General features: G+C 43.3%; 17 protein-coding genes. 11 read left to right on the forward strand and 6 right to left on the reverse strand.

Going from position 1 to position 17,955, the window contains the following annotated elements; genetic code table 11:
- The first annotated feature begins 5 nt into the window (after nt 1–5).
- Both AC2SLO_RS04520 and AC2SLO_RS04525 read left to right on the forward strand, forming a co-directional pair.
- On the forward strand, nt 6–1,115 hold the full coding sequence (locus tag AC2SLO_RS04520; RefSeq protein ID WP_486542160.1) for a hypothetical protein: 1,110 nt from the start codon (nt 6–8) through the stop codon (nt 1,113–1,115).
- A complete protein-coding gene (locus AC2SLO_RS04525; RefSeq protein WP_486542158.1) occupies nt 1,112–1,459 on the forward strand; it encodes an RnfH family protein in 348 nt (115 codons plus the stop codon). Before AC2SLO_RS04520 ends, AC2SLO_RS04525 begins: the two co-directional genes overlap by 4 nt.
- Before the next feature lie 167 nt (nt 1,460–1,626).
- Here AC2SLO_RS04525 and AC2SLO_RS04530 read toward each other — a convergent pair whose 3' ends face one another.
- Nucleotides 1,627–2,001, reverse strand: a complete 375-nt coding sequence (locus AC2SLO_RS04530) for an outer membrane protein assembly factor BamE (protein ID WP_486542156.1) — start codon at nt 1,999–2,001, stop codon at nt 1,627–1,629.
- A gap of 250 nt (nt 2,002–2,251) precedes the next feature.
- On the opposite strand from AC2SLO_RS04530, the gene fur reads away from it, so the two are divergent.
- The gene (gene fur / locus AC2SLO_RS04535; RefSeq protein ID WP_486542154.1) at nt 2,252–2,683 is read left to right on the forward strand and encodes a ferric iron uptake transcriptional regulator; all 432 of its coding nucleotides are present in this window, start codon (nt 2,252–2,254) and stop codon (nt 2,681–2,683) included.
- Nucleotides 2,684–2,823: 140 nt separating this feature from the next.
- Here the strand turns inward: fur and AC2SLO_RS04540 are convergent, their stop codons facing one another.
- Nucleotides 2,824–3,879 (reverse strand): type IV pilus twitching motility protein PilT, encoded by a 1,056-nt coding sequence (locus AC2SLO_RS04540; RefSeq protein WP_486542279.1) that lies wholly within the window; start codon nt 3,877–3,879, stop codon nt 2,824–2,826.
- Nucleotides 3,880–4,132: 253 nt separating this feature from the next.
- Between AC2SLO_RS04540 and AC2SLO_RS04545 the strand changes: the two genes are divergently transcribed.
- Nucleotides 4,133–4,852 (forward strand): YggS family pyridoxal phosphate-dependent enzyme, encoded by a 720-nt coding sequence (locus tag AC2SLO_RS04545; protein ID WP_486542152.1) that lies wholly within the window; start codon nt 4,133–4,135, stop codon nt 4,850–4,852.
- Nucleotides 4,853–4,971: 119 nt separating this feature from the next.
- Here the strand turns inward: AC2SLO_RS04545 and AC2SLO_RS04550 are convergent, their stop codons facing one another.
- Nucleotides 4,972–6,630 carry an NAD+ synthase gene (locus tag AC2SLO_RS04550; protein WP_486542150.1) on the reverse strand — a complete coding sequence of 553 codons (1,659 nt, stop codon included), beginning with the start codon at nt 6,628–6,630 and terminating at the stop codon, nt 4,972–4,974.
- A gap of 415 nt (nt 6,631–7,045) precedes the next feature.
- Between AC2SLO_RS04550 and AC2SLO_RS04555 the strand changes: the two genes are divergently transcribed.
- Nucleotides 7,046–7,540, forward strand: coding sequence for a hypothetical protein (locus AC2SLO_RS04555; RefSeq protein WP_486542148.1), 495 nt, complete (start codon nt 7,046–7,048; stop codon nt 7,538–7,540).
- 38 nt (nt 7,541–7,578) lie between these two features.
- On the opposite strand, the gene AC2SLO_RS04560 is transcribed toward AC2SLO_RS04555, so the two are convergent.
- Together AC2SLO_RS04560 and AC2SLO_RS04565 are read right to left on the reverse strand one after the other, a co-directional pair.
- Nucleotides 7,579–8,163 carry a cell division protein ZapA gene (locus AC2SLO_RS04560; RefSeq protein ID WP_486542146.1) on the reverse strand — a complete coding sequence of 195 codons (585 nt, stop codon included), beginning with the start codon at nt 8,161–8,163 and terminating at the stop codon, nt 7,579–7,581.
- Between the two features lie 179 nt (nt 8,164–8,342).
- A complete protein-coding gene (locus tag AC2SLO_RS04565; RefSeq protein WP_486542144.1) occupies nt 8,343–8,753 on the reverse strand; it encodes a hypothetical protein in 411 nt (136 codons plus the stop codon).
- A 207-nt stretch (nt 8,754–8,960) separates the two neighbouring features.
- On the opposite strand from AC2SLO_RS04565, the gene AC2SLO_RS04570 reads away from it, so the two are divergent.
- From AC2SLO_RS04570 to AC2SLO_RS04585, 4 genes are all read left to right on the forward strand, one after another.
- Entirely contained in the window at nt 8,961–9,617 is a 657-nt protein-coding gene (locus AC2SLO_RS04570; RefSeq protein ID WP_486542142.1) for a UPF0149 family protein, read from the forward strand.
- Nucleotides 9,618–9,679: 62 nt separating this feature from the next.
- Entirely contained in the window at nt 9,680–10,177 is a 498-nt protein-coding gene (locus tag AC2SLO_RS04575) for a nucleoside deaminase (protein WP_486542140.1), read from the forward strand.
- Nucleotides 10,174–11,424: an acetylornithine deacetylase gene (gene argE, locus AC2SLO_RS04580; protein WP_486542138.1), complete on the forward strand. Its 1,251-nt coding sequence runs from the start codon at nt 10,174–10,176 to the stop codon at nt 11,422–11,424. The genes AC2SLO_RS04575 and argE overlap by 4 nt, the downstream gene beginning before the upstream one ends.
- Nucleotides 11,425–11,533: 109 nt before the next feature.
- Nucleotides 11,534–12,190 carry a LysE family translocator gene (locus tag AC2SLO_RS04585; RefSeq protein WP_486542136.1) on the forward strand — a complete coding sequence of 219 codons (657 nt, stop codon included), beginning with the start codon at nt 11,534–11,536 and terminating at the stop codon, nt 12,188–12,190.
- A 157-nt stretch (nt 12,191–12,347) separates the two neighbouring features.
- Here AC2SLO_RS04585 and miaB read toward each other — a convergent pair whose 3' ends face one another.
- Nucleotides 12,348–13,829 (reverse strand): tRNA (N6-isopentenyl adenosine(37)-C2)-methylthiotransferase MiaB, encoded by a 1,482-nt coding sequence (gene miaB, locus AC2SLO_RS04590; protein WP_486542134.1) that lies wholly within the window; start codon nt 13,827–13,829, stop codon nt 12,348–12,350.
- Between the two features lie 553 nt (nt 13,830–14,382).
- Here miaB and AC2SLO_RS04595 point away from each other — a divergent pair.
- Both AC2SLO_RS04595 and AC2SLO_RS04600 read left to right on the forward strand, forming a co-directional pair.
- Nucleotides 14,383–16,428 carry a lytic transglycosylase domain-containing protein gene (locus AC2SLO_RS04595; RefSeq protein ID WP_486542131.1) on the forward strand — a complete coding sequence of 682 codons (2,046 nt, stop codon included), beginning with the start codon at nt 14,383–14,385 and terminating at the stop codon, nt 16,426–16,428.
- Between the two features lie 504 nt (nt 16,429–16,932).
- Complete coding sequence (locus tag AC2SLO_RS04600; protein ID WP_486542129.1) at nt 16,933–17,916, forward strand: malate dehydrogenase; 984 nt, start codon at nt 16,933–16,935, stop codon at nt 17,914–17,916.
- Nucleotides 17,917–17,955 lie beyond the last annotated feature (39 nt).

Raw genomic sequence — 17,955 nt, forward strand, 5'->3', positions numbered from 1 at the left:
TTACCATGCAAAATCGATTCGCCTCTTTATTTATTGCTGCTCTACTACCACTTTTATTGTTTCGTTGGTTTGTCCCATCGCCTGCCGGCCAGATTGATTTCTGGATAATGTGGGTGGTAGCAATGGCGGCAGTAGGGTTACCACTTTTGTACGCTGAGATTGGTTTGGCGCATCGCAGTCAACAAACACCGGCGCGGGGTATTCAAGAGCTCACCCGGCAAGCAGATACCAGTACTATATGGCGCAGTTTTGTGTGGCTCACGGTTTTACTGTCTTTGGTTATCGCCGGTCTGAGTGTTGATGCGGTGAGCAGTAACTTACTGGATGCGACCGGTCGTTTGGGTATTAACGTTGATGTACCCGCATTTGCGCTAGCGATTGTCATGGTTATTATTGCCGGTATGCTTAGTCTATTAGGTGGCGGTACCTTGATAGCATCGATTGCATTGATTGCGATAGCGTTTATCATCGGAGCCGTGACTAACCTGTCTTCTTTAAGCCTGGTTATGACAGAGGCCAGCTTAGGTGAATGGGCACGAGCGGTGACGTTGGCCTTGGTTAGTGTGGGTGTGGGTACCGGCTTATATTGGTTTAACAATCCACTTGTGCATCAAAATGTGACACAAGATGCTGAAGTTGGTCGTAAAACCCGTGAGGTCGCAACCAAAACCGTATTACCAATTTGGCTGACGCAGTTAGTTATCGGTAGTGTGGCACTTATCTTTACTACAGGCGCACTACCACCTGTAGCGACTATAGTTTACGCATTAGGTGTGTTGGCGGCCGCAGCATTTTTTATGTATTATGCGAGCACTCAGATAGCGACTCGGTTTCAGCGCTTTGGTATTTGGATTGCGTCAGTCATTAGTATTGCAGTGACTGTTGTCTTAGTAGCTGTGTTTAGCACTCAAGTGCTCAGCACCATTTTAGTAGTTATCAGCGTGTTAAGTGCGCTAATATTGGCGATATTCTCTGGTTGGCAGATGAAGATTAGTCACATGCGCAAATCGCTCAACTTTAAGTCTGAAGCCATCTATAACGTCTGGCGTGTGTTTGTGCGTATTTTGGTGCCGATTATGATTATCGCTGCGGTAATTGGTTGGTTTATCTCATGAGTTTGGACAATCAACAATCAATAGACACGCTGATACCGATTAGTTTGGCTTATGCACCAACGCCCGATGTAATGTTATATAAAGAGCTTGAAGTGGCCAGCGGTACTCAGTTAATTGACGCGCTGACTCAAGTAGGTTGGCTTGATACAGATGCGTCATTAAAGCAGTGGTGTGAGCAGCATAAAGACGATACTAAAATTAATAACAAAGACTGGCGTGTGGGTATCTTCTCTCACAAAAAGCCATTGACCTATGTATTGCAAGCACACGACCGAATTGAGGTGTATCGACCGTTGACTGTAGATCCGATGCGTAAACGTCAGCGCCGTGCAACCCAACAGTAATTATAGACAGTGCCCTCTAGCGTGCTTGTAACGCTTAAAGATGACACCATATAGGTTATAGAACATAAAAATACCGATTACCCATGATTGACCTTAAGAGTAAAGCGGGTCAATTTTAATTATCATAGGTTAATCGGTATAGTATTGCAGATAGAGCTTATTAAAGATTATTGACGGGTCTCTGGTAGGGTTTCAAGCCCTTCAATACGAGTCACCACATCGGCATTATCAAAATAGATAATCAAATGTTGGCTGGCATTACGAACCACTTCTTTACCATCTCGAATACCATAAGTACCTGGCGTATAATCGTAGATATAATCCCAACGATTTGGTTCAAGTGTGTCTCTTAAAGCAGGACTACCAATGAGATAAAGCACTTGGTCTTTGGTCATGCCAGGGCGAATGTTTTGTGCTTGCGATTTAGTAATCGGCGTGCCTTGAGGCAAATCAATGGTATAAACACCAAAGATTGAGCAGGCAGAAAGTGACAAGACAGCTGAAACAGCGACAGGGTACAGTAAGGCTTTTAATATATTCATAGTTTCACGTTTTATGGTTACTCAGTATTATTGCTAGAGTGGGTTAATGAACAGGCAAACCGTTATAATAACGGTGATTGACACACCGACTTAAGGTGCCAAAACTCTGGCAAGGATAGATTCATTTTGATAAATGATACGTCAATTACTTGCAATTGCCTACCACTTGCGACACTATTTAACTAATTTCTCACTAATTTTTAGTTTTATTCTTGTTTAACTCATAAATTATAACGTCATAAGGATTATAATGAAATTTACCAATCAAGATTTACGTAAAGCAGGCTTAAAAATCACTTTACCACGCGTCAAAATTTTAGAGCTTCTAGAAAGTGCCGAAATGCATCATATGAGTGCAGAAGAGGTGTATAAGGCGCTAATAGAGCAAGGTGAGGATGTCGGACTGGCAACGGTATACCGTGTACTAACTCAGTTTGAGCAGGCCGGTATTGTCGAACGTCATAACTTCGAGAATAATCTATCAGTGTTCGAAATCACTCAAGAACAACATCATGACCATTTGGTTTGCGATATCTGTGGCAAAATCGTCGAGTTTCATAATGAGAAAATTGAAGAAGAGCAGTTAAAAGTCGCTGCAGAAAACGGCTTTAAATTATCGGGTCATTCACTGGTGCTATACGGTATTTGTGATGATGAAGAATGTCAAGATGCAGCGTCTTAAGACTTGATTTTGAGTTGCTTTAACCGTTAGCAATCCGCTATTTCATAAAACTATCTAGCAAAGAAGCCTACAATGTGTGGGCTTCTTTAGTTTATGACATAAGGTTTTATGGAATATTGCGCTTTATGAAATAAGGGCTGTTAGGCAAAAGCGGTCGGCTGTTTGGCAACTTTTTGAGCCTCAAGCTTATCGATACGGTTTTGATTGACCAGTTCTTGTAGCGCCTGATCAAGTGTCAGCATACCGGCATGAGCGCCAGTTTGTATCAAGGAATACATCTGTGCCAGTTTGTTTTCACGAATCAGATGTCGAATGGCAGGCGTCCCGAGCATAATTTCGTGCGCAGCAATGCGTCCGGTGTCATTGTGCTTTTTAATTAACACTTGTGAGATGACCGCTTGCAAAGACTCAGATAGCATAGCCCGAATCATCTCCTTTTCTGCCGCTGGAAACACATCGACAATGCGGTCAATGGTTTTAATTGCTGAACTGGTATGTAAGGTGGCAAAGACCAAGTGCCCTGTCTCTGCGGCGCTCAGCGCAAAACGAATGGTCTCAAGGTCACGCAGTTCACCTACTAAAATCACGTCAGGGTCTTCACGCAAGGCGGCACGTAACGCAGACTCAAAGCTTACAGTATGGCGAAACAATTCTCGCTGGTTAACAAGGCTTTGCTGGGATTCATGTATAAACTCTATAGGGTCTTCAATGGTCAGGATATGCTCTTTACGGGTATGATTAATATGGTCAATCATGGTAGCAAGGGTTGTTGATTTACCGCATCCTGTTGGTCCCGTAACCAATACCAGACCACGTTTGAATTGGCATATCTGTTTAAAAATATTGCCCATTCCCAGTGCTTGCATTGATAATAGGGTGGAGGGAATGGTTCTAAAAACGGCACCTATACCACGATTGTGACAAAAGACATTGACCCTAAAGCGGGCTAAGTTTGGGATATCATACGCAAAGTCTGCTTCTAACGTGCGCTCAAAGTCTGATACTTGCCTCTCTGTCATCAGCGCATAGACAATCTCTTTGACTTCGCTAGCCGATAAAGGGGGCGTATCGCTCTGAATCATGTCGCCATCGATACGTAGGACAGCAGGCATGCCAGAGGACAGGTGCAAGTCTGATGCGCGCTGACTGTGAGCAAGGCGCAGCAATTGGTCGCCGCTATGATTTGTTGGGGTTATTGGGTTGGGTTGCACATTGCATCCTTGCGTTATTTAATAAAGTGAACGGCTCATTGCCTGTATCATAACAAGCGCTTTGCACGGATGGTGAGTTTATTTTTTTAAGAAGATAGATGGACTTTGCTTTAATAGCTGTAGGCTGATAAGCATACGCTACAGGCGGTATTAGAGAAGTGGCTTAGGAAGTGGTATGATTTAAGGTATGAACAGCATTTAGTATTTTGCGATAAATTGTTATTAAAGAGGGCATACCATGAGCGAGTCTAATCTTCTACAACAATGGCAAGAGGTCAATGCACAGATAGACGCTGCTTGCACCCAAAGCGGCCGTGGTCGAGATGAGGTAACCTTGTTAGCGGTATCAAAGACTAAGCCTGCGCAGATGGTTGCCACGCTTGCTAAAGCTGGGCAATACCACTTTGGTGAGAATTATTTGCAAGAAGCAGTGGATAAAATTGCGCAGGTAAAGCAGCTATTAGAAGAGGAAGGGCATGACTCGCAAGACAACATCGTCTGGCATTATATCGGCCATATCCAGCGTAATAAGACCCGAGATATTGCTGAGACCTTTGATTGGGTGCATACCATTGAGCGCGATATTATTGCTAAGCGCTTAAACAATCAGCGCCCCGAGGGCCTGTCTCAGCTTAATGTGCTCATTCAGGTTAATATTGATAATGAAGAGAGCAAGTCAGGTTGTCTGCCGGATGAGGTTGATAGTTTGGTTAATACGGTTAAGGGTTATGAGAATTTAAATCTACGTGGTTTGATGATTATTCCATCACCAGAAGACACCAGCGCTTTTGAGCGCACTAAAACACTATTCGATGAATTGCAGCAAGCCCATCCTGAACTTGAGCACTGGGATACTTTGAGTATGGGGATGAGTGCGGATTTGCAACAAGCCATTGAGCAAGGCTCAACCTTGGTGCGAGTGGGCAGTGCCATCTTTGGTGCTAGAGATTACAGCTAGTTGCTTATTGCTTGCCAGTTAGGTAATAGCTGACAAGTCATAAACACAAACATAAAAAAAGAGCCACTTTGGCTCTTTTTTTATATTTAAGACTCTAAAAGTCATCTTGGATTAATCTATTAACCTTCGATTGTCCAACCATTGACCAATGGATAACGACGTTCACGGCCAAACGCTTTATGGCTAATCTTAGTACCGATAGGCGCTTGACGGCGTTTGTATTCGCTATTATCGACTAGGCGAATGGTCTGACGAACGATGGCTGGATCAAACCCTTTGGCAACGATTTCGTCATAGCCTAAGTCATTGTCAATATAATCTTTTAACACCGCATCCAAGATAGCGTAATCAGGTAAGCTGTCTTGATCTGTTTGATCAGGGCGTAGCTCAGCTGATGGTGCACGTGTGATAACTCGTTCTGGAATAACGTCAGTATCCTCTAAGCGGTTACGGTAATTGGCTAGAGCATATACTTCGGTTTTGTAAACATCTTTTAAGACATCGAAGCCGCCAGCCATATCGCCATATAAGGTTGAATAACCCACTGCCATCTCCGACTTATTACCGGTGGTAATAACCAGATGACCGAATTTATTCGACAATGCCATGAGTACCATACCGCGGGCACGGGCTTGGATATTCTCTTCTGTAGTATCCGCTTTGGCTTTGCTAAACAGCGGTGCAAGGGTGTGACGCATGCCATCAACAGCGTCATGAATTGGGCAAACTGTGTATGATACATTCAAGCGGCGTGCTTGGGCTTGAGCATCTTCTAAGCTTATTTGTGAGGTGTATTCATACGGCATCATCACCGCATATACTTTATCGGCGCCCAATGCATCGACTGAGATACATAGGGTCAGCGCTGAATCGATACCACCTGATAAGCCAACAATCACGCCCTCAAAGCCTGAATGATTGACATAATCACGTAAGCCAACCACCAATGCCTGATACATCTCAGACTCTGGGCTTAACTGAAGCGGTGCTTTGTCTTGAGTATCAAATTGACCTTGATCTACATCAAAAGTGGCATACATCATATGCTCAAGGAAGCGGGGTGCTTCATGAGCGATATCTCCATTAGCCTGAACTGCCATTGAGCCGCCATCAAAGACTAAATCGTCTTGACCGCCAACACAGTTAACATAAACGATAGGCAACTGATTATCACCGGTACGCTCTTTTAGCATCGCCTGACGCGAGTCTTGTTTGCCTGCTTCAAAGGGAGAGGCGTTAATCACTACTACTAAATCAGCGCCTTGATCTTTCAGTGCTTTAAACGGCTCTTTCTGCCATAAATCTTCACAGATAAGCAGGCCAATAGTCACGCCTTGATAATCAAACAGCACCTGATTGCGGCCTTTATCAAAGTAGCGACGTTCATCAAAAACACCATAGTTTGGTAGATACTGCTTATGATAAAAGCCTTTTTGCTGACCGTTTTGGATAATGGCTGCAGAGTTAAAGGTACCATGATAATCGACATGCGGATACCCAATAATCATCACGATGTCGTCGATATCACTTAAAGAGCTTAATGCTGATTTAACACGGTCAGACAAGCTTGGGCGCAGTAATAAATCTTCAGGAGGATAACCTAATAAGGCGAGCTCTGGAAAGACGATAATATCAGCGCCTTTGTTACGCGCTTCAATAGCTTGTTGGCGCATTTTTTGAATATTGGCCGAGATATCACCAACCATAAAGTGCGATTGCGCCAAAGCGAACTTGAGCATACGTCCTTTGGGTTGATTTTGATTATTATCAGTAGACATTGTAGGGTCCTATTAGTATGTGAAATGGAGTCTAATGTCTAAATGCTAAATATATAGAAGCAACTTATTAAGTTTTTTTATTGTTGGACCTATACTTAGTCATTTAGCACTAAATTATTTAAAATTTAATTTAAATCTCATTATTTTTGAGAATATCATAAAATATAAACAATGCTAAAAAGCCAACTACCACGCAAACAAAAGATTAAATAGATAAGCGGGGTAAGAGTTATATTGGTCACGTCTTGGTTTGGGATACTCTAATCCCACAGCTTTGCTCAACTTTTAGTCGAAAACAGACGCAATTAGGTTTAGTATAACATCAAATTTTTGTTGTTATGTCTAACCGATGTGTAATTGATGGCCTCAATAAAGGCGATGGGATTATAAGTAGGCATTAGATTAGGAAACTATCATGGGTGCATTTTTTTCGTTTTTATTTACGTTGGCTATTATTTGGGTGGTTATGTGGGGGTTCTTCAAGTTTATGTACCCTAAGCCGCCTAGAGAGTTTATGCCCAAAAAAGGCGATGTGCTAACGCCAAGAGATTGTGATTTTTGTGGTTATCCACTGGCGCAATACCGTGGTGTTATCGAAGAGAAGCCCGATTCAGCAGTCACTGAGACAGAGCAAGCAGAGATTTCACGCCTTAATGCCGAAAAAGACAGATTAGAGACGGATATTATTGCGACAGAAGTGGTTGAGCAAAAAGGGGTGAAAGGCTTATCACGTCAACAGAAGAAGCAATCAAAACGCCAGTATGAAGCTCAGAAAGAAGCGCTGTTCGAAAAACAACAAGCCGTCAAAAAGTTGACGACTTGGTTCTTTTGTAACTATGAGCATCAAACGCAGTTTCATAACCAAAAAGCGGGTAATTCTACTATCGTAAAGCCTGATAACAAAAGCTAGGACGGGTTAAACCCATTTAGCATTTTGCAAGCTTTGGTTTAGTCATCGGTCAACTGCATGTCTTCAATCATTTGATCAATCAAGTGGTTGGCTTGTTGTAGGGTTTCTGAATCTACTGCTGCAGCCGATGTTGCTTTTTGCATCTTATCGTATAAGTTCAAGCAAGAGAGCACCAGTAAGTTTTTTGCAGACAGTTGAGGCGCAGCTTCACGAATCTCGTTAACAAATTCGTTAATATAGACGGTCGCTTCACTTAGCTCGTCTTCTTCGCCTACTGGGCAGTTAATCGTGTACTGTTCACCTAAAATAGTAATATCAATCGGTGTTGAAACAGTTAACTCATCTTCAGGGATGGTTTCACTTTCAGGAGCGATATCAATCACTTCAGAGACGGTTTCTGACTCGGTGTCGTAAGACTGCATATCTTGATTGTCAGATAACGAATCTTCTTCAGCAAAGGCTTCTGACGGTAGCGAATTATCCGCATCCACTTCTACCAAGTTTGATGGCTCAGCTTCTAATTCGGAGTGATTTACCTCATGAGACTCTACGGCGTCATTATCTAAATCATTGATATTATCGTCAGTAGGGTACTCTTGCTCAGATGGATATGGGTTCGACATAATGCTCTCTTCAAATATTGGGTATTTGGCAGCCTAACCGAATGAGCCACAGGGTTTGAATAATTATTGTCGTGGCGACAGTTAAACCATAAAAATAAGGGTGAAATTCATAGGGTAATTAGAGGTCAATAATGACCGTATTAGCGATTAATAGGTTAATCGACTAAGCAGCCGAGCCATTAATCAACTGCCTGATCAATCATGGTCAGTCGTTTCATAACAATCTTGGTATGCTCTTTGGCCAAACGGTTTTTCTCTAATAGCAGCTGATTGGATTTCTCAAGCGCGTCACACTTACTCAATAACTCAGTGTATTTGTCATTTAATTCATGATGCGCTTCTGCCAGACTTTGATAAGACTCATCTAATTGGCTAAGTTTTTCTTCTAATTCGCTTTGCGCTTGGCTGGCTTGTTTTTGAGTGTTTTGGCTGTCTGCCAGCTGCTGCTGTAATTGTTCTAGTTCCTCTGTGTTGCTTTGAGGGTTTGATTTTAGCTCATTTAATTCGTTATATACGACATCATAACGCTGGCGTATATCATGCAAGGTGGCATCTAGGTACTGCAATTTTTCAATTAACGGTTCAGTCATGAGGAGTCACTTCTAATCGGGTTTGATTTAATTTAAATAAAAGGTTATGTGTATATTACCTTTAATAATGCCACAGATGCCCACATTATATCTAGCATTAGGATGTTAATGAATGTTTTTGCTACTTGGCTTAAATAAGCGGTGTGCTACAAGATAAATGTTGGTTAACAGCATCTGATTTTCACAAGTGTTTTAATGAGGTTATTTATGAACGATGATATTTCTGGCTGGAATGAGTGGTCAAACGTGTTTGAAAATTGGACGGATGTGAGCATCAGTGAGCTGCATGGCTTAATGACCGGCTTGATGACGGTGTGTTATGCACCCGCCAAAGAAGAGGAGTGGGAGCGTCTATTGTCAGAGCTAAGCTTTTCTATTCCTGATGAGGCAGCGTTGACGCTACTGACAGAAGAGGCAGAAGATACCTCGTTTCAGCTAAAAGACAAAGACGATGCATATCAATATTCGCCGCTCGTGCCTGATGATGAACACGACTTATATGAGCGTGTGATTGCGCTAAAACAGTGGGCAAATGGCTTTATGACAGGCTTTGGTGTGACTGATTGTAGCTTAACCGCCGAAGAGAATGTGATGCTTGCAGATTTGGCAAAAATTGGCAGTATTCGTATTACACCGGATGATGAGTTTGAGGGCGGTGAGGAGTCTTATTTATATTTATATGAATTTGTGCGCATGGTGCCGGTGAGTCTGGCGACCCGTAAGCGTAAGAAAATGATGGACTTGCCTTTGATTGCTGGTCTGTCTCCAACAGCGAAAACAGCAGCAGAGCTTGAAGAAGCTGGTTTAAAACCAAAGCCGATACCTCCGGTCATTGATATTATGAATCAAGACAACCCTTCTTAATTGAGGACTGATTTATAGAGCCGTCAGCTAAGGTTAACCGATACACGTTAAAAGGAGATACTATGATTACTGATAACGATATGATTCACTTACAGCGCTGCGTGGAATTAGCAGCCGAAGCAGTCGTTGCCGGCGATGAGCCTTTTGGCAGTGTCTTGGTTGATGAACATGGTGAGGTGCTCGCTGAGGATCGCAACCGAATCAATACGGTTGAGGCGACGTATCATCCTGAGATTGCTCTAGCGCACTGGGCTGCTCAAAACATGAGCGCTAAGGCACGTGCAAAGGCAGTGGTCTATACCTCAGGTGAGCACTGTGCAATGTGTTCTGCTGCGCATGCTTGGGCAGGATTGGGCCGCATTGTCTATGTCAGCTCATCTAAGCAATTGGGTGAGTGGCTACAAGAATTCGGAGTCAAGTCGAAGTCGCCTATTAATAGCCTAAGCATTCAGGAAGTAGCGCCCGATATCGAGGTCGAAGGTCCAGTCGCAGGATTAGATGACGAGGTCAAAGTTCTACATCAACTGTCTTTGCAGCGCAAAAATAAGGAGGTCTTATGACCACACATAATCAAAGTAACAAGCCAGATACGGACAGAGATTATCCCATGCAAAGTGTTGATTGGTTAACTCGGTTGATCAGCTTTGATACGGTGAGCCGTCACTCTAATTTAGCGCTTATCAATGACGTGCAGGCTTATTGTCAGCAGTTGGGATTAGAGCCGGTATTAACCTTCAGTGGTGATAAAAGTAAGGCCAATTTGTTTGTGACCGTGCCGGCAGGTAGTGATGCTGCAGATAATGAGTCAAATAATCAGTCTTTGGTTATGAGTGGCGGTATTGTGTTGTCAGGTCATACCGATGTGGTGCCAGTGGACGGTCAAGAGTGGGATTCTGACCCTTTTGATGCGGAAGTACGCGGCGATAAATTATATGGTCGCGGCGCATGTGATATGAAAGGCTTTATTGCTTGCGCGCTAAGTCTGCTGCCCAAAGCTGTTGAATTATCTAAGCAGGGCAAGCTTAATAAGCCACTGCACATTGCTTTATCTTTTGATGAAGAGGTGGGCTGCTTGGGTGCGCCGCTAATGTTAGCGGAGTTAGAGCAGCGCGGTATTCGCCCTGATTATTGTATCGTTGGTGAGCCGTCTTCTATGAAAATGGTGATTGCTCATAAAGGTATTTCGGTATTTCGCTGCACTGTACATGGCAAATCTGCCCATTCGTCATTGACGCTGCAAGGGGTAAATGCCATTAGTTATGCCGCGAGACTCATTGGCTTTATTGATGAGTTAGCCAGTGAATTAGCAGCATCGGGTCAGCAAGATAATGAGTTCGATGTGCCATTCTCGACCATGTCTATTGGTACGATACAAGGGGGTACTGCGACCAATATTGTGCCTAATTTATGCGAATTTACTTTTGATTATCGTAATTTGCCGATGATGGGTACGCAGGATATCCTGCCGGCAATTAAGCAAAAGATTGATGCGCTTAATAAGCAAATGCATCAGGTAGATAGCGATACGGGTATCGAGATTGAGCAGTTAGAAAGCGTGCCGGCCATGACCGATAGTGACAGTGCTGCACTGCAAGAGCTCATTGCTGGATTGGTCGGTTCTTCTGCGCGTCACAAGGTTGCTTATGCTACCGAAGGCGGCCAGTTTACCAATGCCGGTATTCCGACCGTTATTTGTGGCCCAGGTAGTATTGAGCAGGCACATAAAGCCAATGAATTTGTTGAGCTTGAGCAATTGGCACAGTGTGATGCTTTCTTAGATAAACTGCTAAGCTCATTACAAGCCTAAGTGGTTTAGTCAGAATAGCTAGGAGACAGACGACTGTCTCCTTTTTATAGATACCGATTATATGGATATCTTTTTTTTCTGATTTAGTCTTTTATTAAGGCCAAGTGGCATGAGCTTATCCCTATTTTTAGTGTTCTTTTTTAGCGTCTTTTTAATCTCTGCATCACCCGGGCCAAACATGCTATTGGCCTTTCAGTCTGGTATCAATCATGGGATACGCCGGAGCGTATGGGTGCTAGCAGGGTTAAGTGCTGGACTGTTTATCTTATTGGTCTCTGCGCTACTGGGCATTGATATTATTAGCCGCAGACTGCCTTGGTTACTCACCTTATTAAAAGTAGTGGGCGCGCTGTATTTAGTTTATTTAGGCATTCAAGCATGGCGACATGCCGATGATAATGTGTCTTTCTCTAAAGGCAATAATGCATCTGAAATGAATCGTGTTAAGAGTGTAGGGCAGCGTTTTCGCCGCGGTGTATGGGTGTCTTTATCCAATCCAAAAGCAATACTGTTCTTTGCCGCCTTTTTCCCTAAGTTTATTAACTTTGATGCACCGCTGTGGCCACAATACGTAATTTTAACGATTGGGTTTTTTGTCAGTGAAACCACTTGGCAGTTTGTCTATACCCTAGGTGGTACGAAGTTATCAGGCTGGTTAGGCAGTGGCTCTAGATTGTTATGGCTAAACCGCATATGTGGTGTGTTGTTTGTGTTTATCGCTGCTGCTTTATTGTGGGAAGTTGCCATACCAATGTTTAGCGAATAGTTAAGCAAAGTCGGTCAAGCTTTATAAACGAGTAAACAACAACGAGTAAACAACAACGAGCAAACAACAAAAAGCGCCCAATGATGAGTCATTGGGCGCTTTTTGTTGTCTAGAGTAAAAACACTTAAATTACGGTAATAGATTTAAATAGGTCAAATTAATCTAAAACTTCGACCAATTCACCACGCACCATATGCGGGCTCACAAAGTCGGTGATTTTTACGGTCACAAATTTACCCATTAAGTCTGACTTTTGTTGCTCGGTGGCTTTAAATAACACAGAGCGGGTATTGTCTGCCGTACCTAATAGTTGGTCTGGATAGCGATCAGCAATCTCCTCCACCATCACACGCAGCGTTTTACCTACCATCTCTTCGGTTTTCTTAAGCGTCGAGTCACGAATCACTTTTTGGAAGATAGCCAAACGCTCTTTTTTGGTCGCTAAGCTCACATCATCTGGCAATTCAGCGGCAGGAGTACCTGGACGTTTTGAGTAAATGAAGCTATACGAGTGGTCAAAGTCTAATGCTTTGGCTAGATTTAGCGTCTCTAAGAAGTCCGCTTCGGTCTCGCCTGGGAAGCCGATAATAAAGTCACTTGATAGATGCATATCAGGGCGCACTGCCATCAATTTATTAATCTGATTGATATAGACATCAATGGTGTGGTTACGCTTCATTGCCGCTAAGATTTTGTTTGAGCCACTTTGTACCGGAAGATGTAAGTGTGATACCAGCTGCGGTAATTTGGCATAGGCTTCAATAATGTCATCAGTGAATTCTAGTGGATGACTGGTGGTATAGCGAATACGCTCAATGCCATCGACGTGTGCCACATAATGTAATAGTTCAGCGAAGCGGCAGATACTGCCATCGTCTTTCTCACCGCGGTAACCGTTTACGTTTTGACCAAGTAGGGTGATTTCGCGCACACCTTGCTCAGCCAAGCTATCAATTTCGGCTAGTACATCATCTAGCGGACGTGATAACTCTTCTCCGCGCGTGTAAGGTACCACGCAGAATGAGCAGTATTTTGAGCAGCCTTCCATAATAGAGACAAACGCGCGGTAGCCTTCTACTTTTGGCTCAGGCAAGAAGTCAAACTTCTCAATACTTGGGAAAGACACATCGACCGTACCGATACGGTCTTTTGGTTTGATGTTTTTCTGACTGGTGGATTGATCATATAGCTCTGGCAAACGATGTAAGGTTTGTGGACCAAATACCATATCAACATAAGGCGCACGCTTTTGAATGTTGTCGCCTTCTTGTGATGCCACGCAGCCGCCCACACCAATCACTAGCTCTGGATTTTTTTCTTTGAGCTTACGCCAACGGCCTAATTCTGAAAATACTTTTTCTTGTGCTTTTTCACGAATAGAGCAGGTATTCATCAGTAACACATCGGCTTCATCGATGTTATCGGTCACAATCATATCGTGTGAATCACCAAGCACATTACCCATTTTTTCAGAATCATACACATTCATCTGACAACCTTGGGTTGCGATATACACTTTCTTTTTTGGGCGCTCAGTAGTGGGCTGTTCTTGACTGGCGCTGTCCACAGACGATGCTAGAGGGTTGGTCTCTGCATCTGTGTTACGGATAGATTTGGGGTCAAATAAAGTAGCACTCATATTAAGCAGTCCAAGGTTGTGTTGATTTAAAGGGTTGCCAATGGCTAATAGACTAAACGTCGAATTTGGCTATTTTATCGATAGATAGGGCTAAATAACGCCATCACAATCAAGCGATAGCTAATTTAACGGACTTTGTACAGGCAGTTACGACTTATTTATGTTCACTATAAGCTTTGTAGTAATGACCATTTAAACAGTCGCTGACTATGTTGACTAAAATAAAAGAGCGTTATTATATCATAAGCCTTATAGGGTTGAGTGAAAATGGCGTATGCATTATTGTGACTTATTATTGTTAAGCAGTTCATGTGTTTAACGCTCATAGTGTCTGATTTATTGCTGTTTTATCCGCTTATAGGGCTATCTGCAACATCGGCTTACATAAAGCATTTTGGTGTGGTGGCTATTGTTGCCTATAATCGGTACGCTAACTTTAATTAATTTTCAGGCATTATTTTGTCAGTTTATCTTTAATGACGTTACCCTAATTCGATTATCCCTTTAGATTCACTTTAACAATAAGACCGTTTTTATGCTCAAGACCTCTTCTATGACTCGTTTTAATGCTCAAGCCTTAACGAACTCTAAGGCTTCGCTTGCCCTCTGTTTAATGGGGATGCTAGGCATGTCGCAGATTGCCTGCGCACAGTTAAGCTTTCAAGACTCAGCCACCAATTATGCCAATGACACCAGTATTAACTACTTTAATGAGGCGCTCTCTGCCGGTCAGCGTAACGATTCAGGTGCGCTGTATCAGTATGAGCAGATGATGAATGGCGGTCTATTTGCTATGTATCCTGCCTATTGGCGTTTAGATAATGATATTTCTACTTTGCACCCCAGTGTGGTGACAGAGTTTGCAAGTAAATATCGTGGTTCGGTAATGGCAGAGAAGTTAGCTGCCGATTATGCTGAAACCAAGGCCAAAGCTGGTGATTATGCTGCTGTGCGTCAAGTGGCTAATTACATTATCAACGCAGATGACAGTGAGCGCTGTGCGGTGGCGCTTGGCTTTAATAATGGCGGCGATGCAATGCGTGCGATGTCATTAAAGACCGAAGTTTGGCTAACCACCAAAAAGCAGCCTGCGCTGTGTACTCAGCTGGGTACTGAAATGATTAGCAACCCTATGATTAGCAATACTGACCGTAAAGAGCGTCTATTCCGCATGCTACGTATTGGCCGGACTGGCGATATTATGGCGCTTGCGCAGTCACTTGGTATACCCATTAGTTATAGTGAATTAAGTGAGATTCAGCTAAATCCAACGGCATTTATTAGCCGCATGAAGAATCAGGGTTTTAGTCAGAAGAATCAATATTTGTATCTATATGCCATTGGCCGTATTGCGGATAAATCGTATCGTGAAGCGGCGATGCAGATTGATTTTGATGTCAATCAAGACAGCATGCGCGGTCAGCCATTGCTTAGCGAAGAGACGCGTCGTCATGCCTACCGTATTATTGGCGTAAAGCGTATGAACTTTAACACCGATGATGGCTTTAACGAAGAAGCAGTAACTTGGTTCCGTAAGAGTTTAGGCGAAAGATTCAACTATGAGGAAGCAGAAGATTACGCGATGGCCGCCATCCGCTTTAGCCAGTGGGATGATGTGATTAATGCCATCGGTAGCATGGACAATGCCACTCAAAAAGAAGATATTTGGCAATATTGGTTGGCTCGTGCTTATGAAGGCTCAAGTGACCGCAGTAAAAAAGGCTTAGCAACACAAATCTATCAGCGTTTGGCTAGCCACAATAATTACTATGGTTTCTTAGCTCAAGACAAAGTAGGGCAACGCTTTAACGCACGCCGCGCCGGTGGTAACGGTATTCCTAACGTATCAAGCAGTGATACCAATCGCATGCTTAATGATCCACATTTTGCGCGCGCTTTTGCTTTATATAACAACAATTCAAGCCGTAGTTATGCCAACCGTGAGTGGAACTGGGCGGTAAAAGTGGCGCGTGATGCCAATGACACCAGTAAGATTTTAGCAGCGGCTAAATATGCGCACGATATTGGCTGGCTAGACCGCTCGATTTACGCCATTGATAATACTGATAGCGTTAACAGCTATGGTTTATCGCACCCAATGCCGTATCAAGACTCTGTGGTGCGTTATAGTCGCAATGTCGGTATTGACCCTGCTTGGGCATACGGCATTATGCGTCAAGAAAGCCGCTTTGTGAGCAGTGCACAATCGGGCGTGGGTGCAAGTGGCTTGATGCAAATCATGCCAGCAACTGCCAAGTATATTGCACGTAATTTAGGTGAATCTTATAGTGCTAGCCGTGCAAACAGCGGCGATACCAACATTCGATACGGTACGTGGTACATGAGTGATATCATGGGTAAGCTGAATTATCAGCCTGTATTGGCAACTGCCGGTTATAATGCAGGGCCGAACAAAGCCAAGCGTTGGCAGCCGGTATATGGCTCGCTTGCTGCAGACCAGTATGTTGAAACTATTGCCTATCCTGAAACACGAAACTATGTTAAGCGAGTGATGGAGAACGCCACCATCTATAGCAGTTTGCTGGGTGCGACAACCCCGCTATCACAGCGTATGGGTACGATTCCGGCAGAATACTAAACCTGTTTTACGGCAATAAAGCACGAGGGATGATTGCTAACAGGTACCAATGTTAGCAATCATCCCTCGCTTTAGAGCGGTGCTTGGTACAATAAATAGGTTTGAGCAAAATTTTGAAAGGTGCTACACTTTTAGCGCAATGAAATCTTAGCAAAATACTAAGAATTAACGCTCAAATAATATGGGCTTAGCGACTGCTTTGGTATTATTAATCAATACGTTGCTAATCCAATAAGCGAATGATTATTTCCAAATTAGGCATTGTCAGCGCCTTTATGATTCTTCTTGATAGTTTGCTGTTTGTAGCGTTACTTATAGTAGACTCGTCACCAAGTCGCATAACTTGCTGACACTCTGGTGTTAAGGTAGTGCCGCGGTATATATATTTTAATAATCGTTTATAACTTTAAAATCGCGCACTGCTACTAATAGCTGCCTATTTATGACATCTTTGTCATAACTGTTTTGTCAAACAACCTCACTAAAAATCACTAGGAGAATTACATGAAACAACCTGTTCGCGTTGCCGTTACTGGTGCTGCTGGTAATATTAGCTATGCTATGCTTTTCCGTATTGCTTCAGGCGAGATGCTAGGTAAAGATCAGCCAGTTATTCTACAGCTTTTAGAAATCACACCAGCACTTGACGCACTAAAAGGCGTTGTGATGGAGCTTGAAGATTGTGCGTTCCCATTATTAGCAGGTGTTGTTCAAACTGACGATGCAAATGTTGCATTCAAAGATGCAGACTATGCACTATTAGTTGGTGCACGTCCTCGTGGCCCAGGTATGGAGCGTAAAGACCTACTTGAAGCGAACGCAACTATCTTCTCAGCTCAAGGTAAAGCACTAAACGAAGTGGCTAGCCGTGATGTTAAAGTATTGGTTGTGGGTAACCCAGCTAACACCAACGCGCTAATCGCTCAGCGTAACGCACCAGATCTAGACCCACGTAACTTCACAGCTATGACGCGTCTAGACCACAACCGTGGTATGGCTCAGCTTGCTGAAGAGACCAACAGCACAGTAAATGACATCAAAAAAATGATCATTTGGGGTAACCACTCATCAACTCAGTATCCAGATTTAACTGAGTGTACGGTTAATGGTAAACCTGCTCTAGATCAAGTAGACCGTGACTGGTACGAAAACACGTATATCCCAAGCGTACAAAAACGCGGCGCAGCTATCATTGAAGCGCGCGGTGCATCATCAGCCGCTTCTGCTGCAAATGCTGCTATCGCACATATGCGTACTTGGGCTCTAGGTACTGATGAGAACGATTGGGTATCTATGGGTGTTTATTCACAAGGCGAATATGGTATCGCTAAAGGCCTAATCTACTCTTTCCCATGTACTTGCAACAATGGTGATTGGAAAATTGTTGAAGGTCTAGACACCTCTTCTGACTTCTCACAAGAGAAAATGAAAGCCACTGAGCAAGAGCTTAGCGAAGAGCGTGATGCAGTAGAGCACTTACTTCCATAAGTCACTCTATCTTCATTGCTTTAAACGAAAGAAAATCTT

The sequence above is a fragment of the Psychrobacter sp. CX14 genome (assembly GCF_057396205.2).

Excerpts from the sequence above, each read along its gene's own strand:
- AC2SLO_RS04520 (WP_486542160.1), top strand. The coding sequence starts at position 6 with ATGCAAAATCGATTCGCCTCTTTATTTATTGCTGCTCTACTACCACTT.
- AC2SLO_RS04525 (WP_486542158.1), top strand. The coding sequence starts at position 1,112 with ATGAGTTTGGACAATCAACAATCAATAGACACGCTGATACCGATTAGT.
- AC2SLO_RS04530 (WP_486542156.1), bottom strand. The coding sequence starts at position 2,001 with ATGAATATATTAAAAGCCTTACTGTACCCTGTCGCTGTTTCAGCTGTC.
- fur (WP_486542154.1), top strand. The coding sequence starts at position 2,252 with ATGAAATTTACCAATCAAGATTTACGTAAAGCAGGCTTAAAAATCACT.
- AC2SLO_RS04545 (WP_486542152.1), top strand. The coding sequence starts at position 4,133 with ATGAGCGAGTCTAATCTTCTACAACAATGGCAAGAGGTCAATGCACAG.
- AC2SLO_RS04550 (WP_486542150.1), bottom strand. The coding sequence starts at position 6,630 with ATGTCTACTGATAATAATCAAAATCAACCCAAAGGACGTATGCTCAAG.
- AC2SLO_RS04555 (WP_486542148.1), top strand. The coding sequence starts at position 7,046 with ATGGGTGCATTTTTTTCGTTTTTATTTACGTTGGCTATTATTTGGGTG.
- AC2SLO_RS04560 (WP_486542146.1), bottom strand. The coding sequence starts at position 8,163 with ATGTCGAACCCATATCCATCTGAGCAAGAGTACCCTACTGACGATAAT.
- AC2SLO_RS04565 (WP_486542144.1), bottom strand. The coding sequence starts at position 8,753 with ATGACTGAACCGTTAATTGAAAAATTGCAGTACCTAGATGCCACCTTG.
- AC2SLO_RS04570 (WP_486542142.1), top strand. The coding sequence starts at position 8,961 with ATGAACGATGATATTTCTGGCTGGAATGAGTGGTCAAACGTGTTTGAA.
- AC2SLO_RS04575 (WP_486542140.1), top strand. The coding sequence starts at position 9,680 with ATGATTACTGATAACGATATGATTCACTTACAGCGCTGCGTGGAATTA.
- argE (WP_486542138.1), top strand. The coding sequence starts at position 10,174 with ATGACCACACATAATCAAAGTAACAAGCCAGATACGGACAGAGATTAT.
- AC2SLO_RS04585 (WP_486542136.1), top strand. The coding sequence starts at position 11,534 with ATGAGCTTATCCCTATTTTTAGTGTTCTTTTTTAGCGTCTTTTTAATC.
- miaB (WP_486542134.1), bottom strand. The coding sequence starts at position 13,829 with ATGAGTGCTACTTTATTTGACCCCAAATCTATCCGTAACACAGATGCA.
- AC2SLO_RS04595 (WP_486542131.1), top strand. The coding sequence starts at position 14,383 with ATGACTCGTTTTAATGCTCAAGCCTTAACGAACTCTAAGGCTTCGCTT.
- AC2SLO_RS04600 (WP_486542129.1), top strand. The coding sequence starts at position 16,933 with ATGAAACAACCTGTTCGCGTTGCCGTTACTGGTGCTGCTGGTAATATT.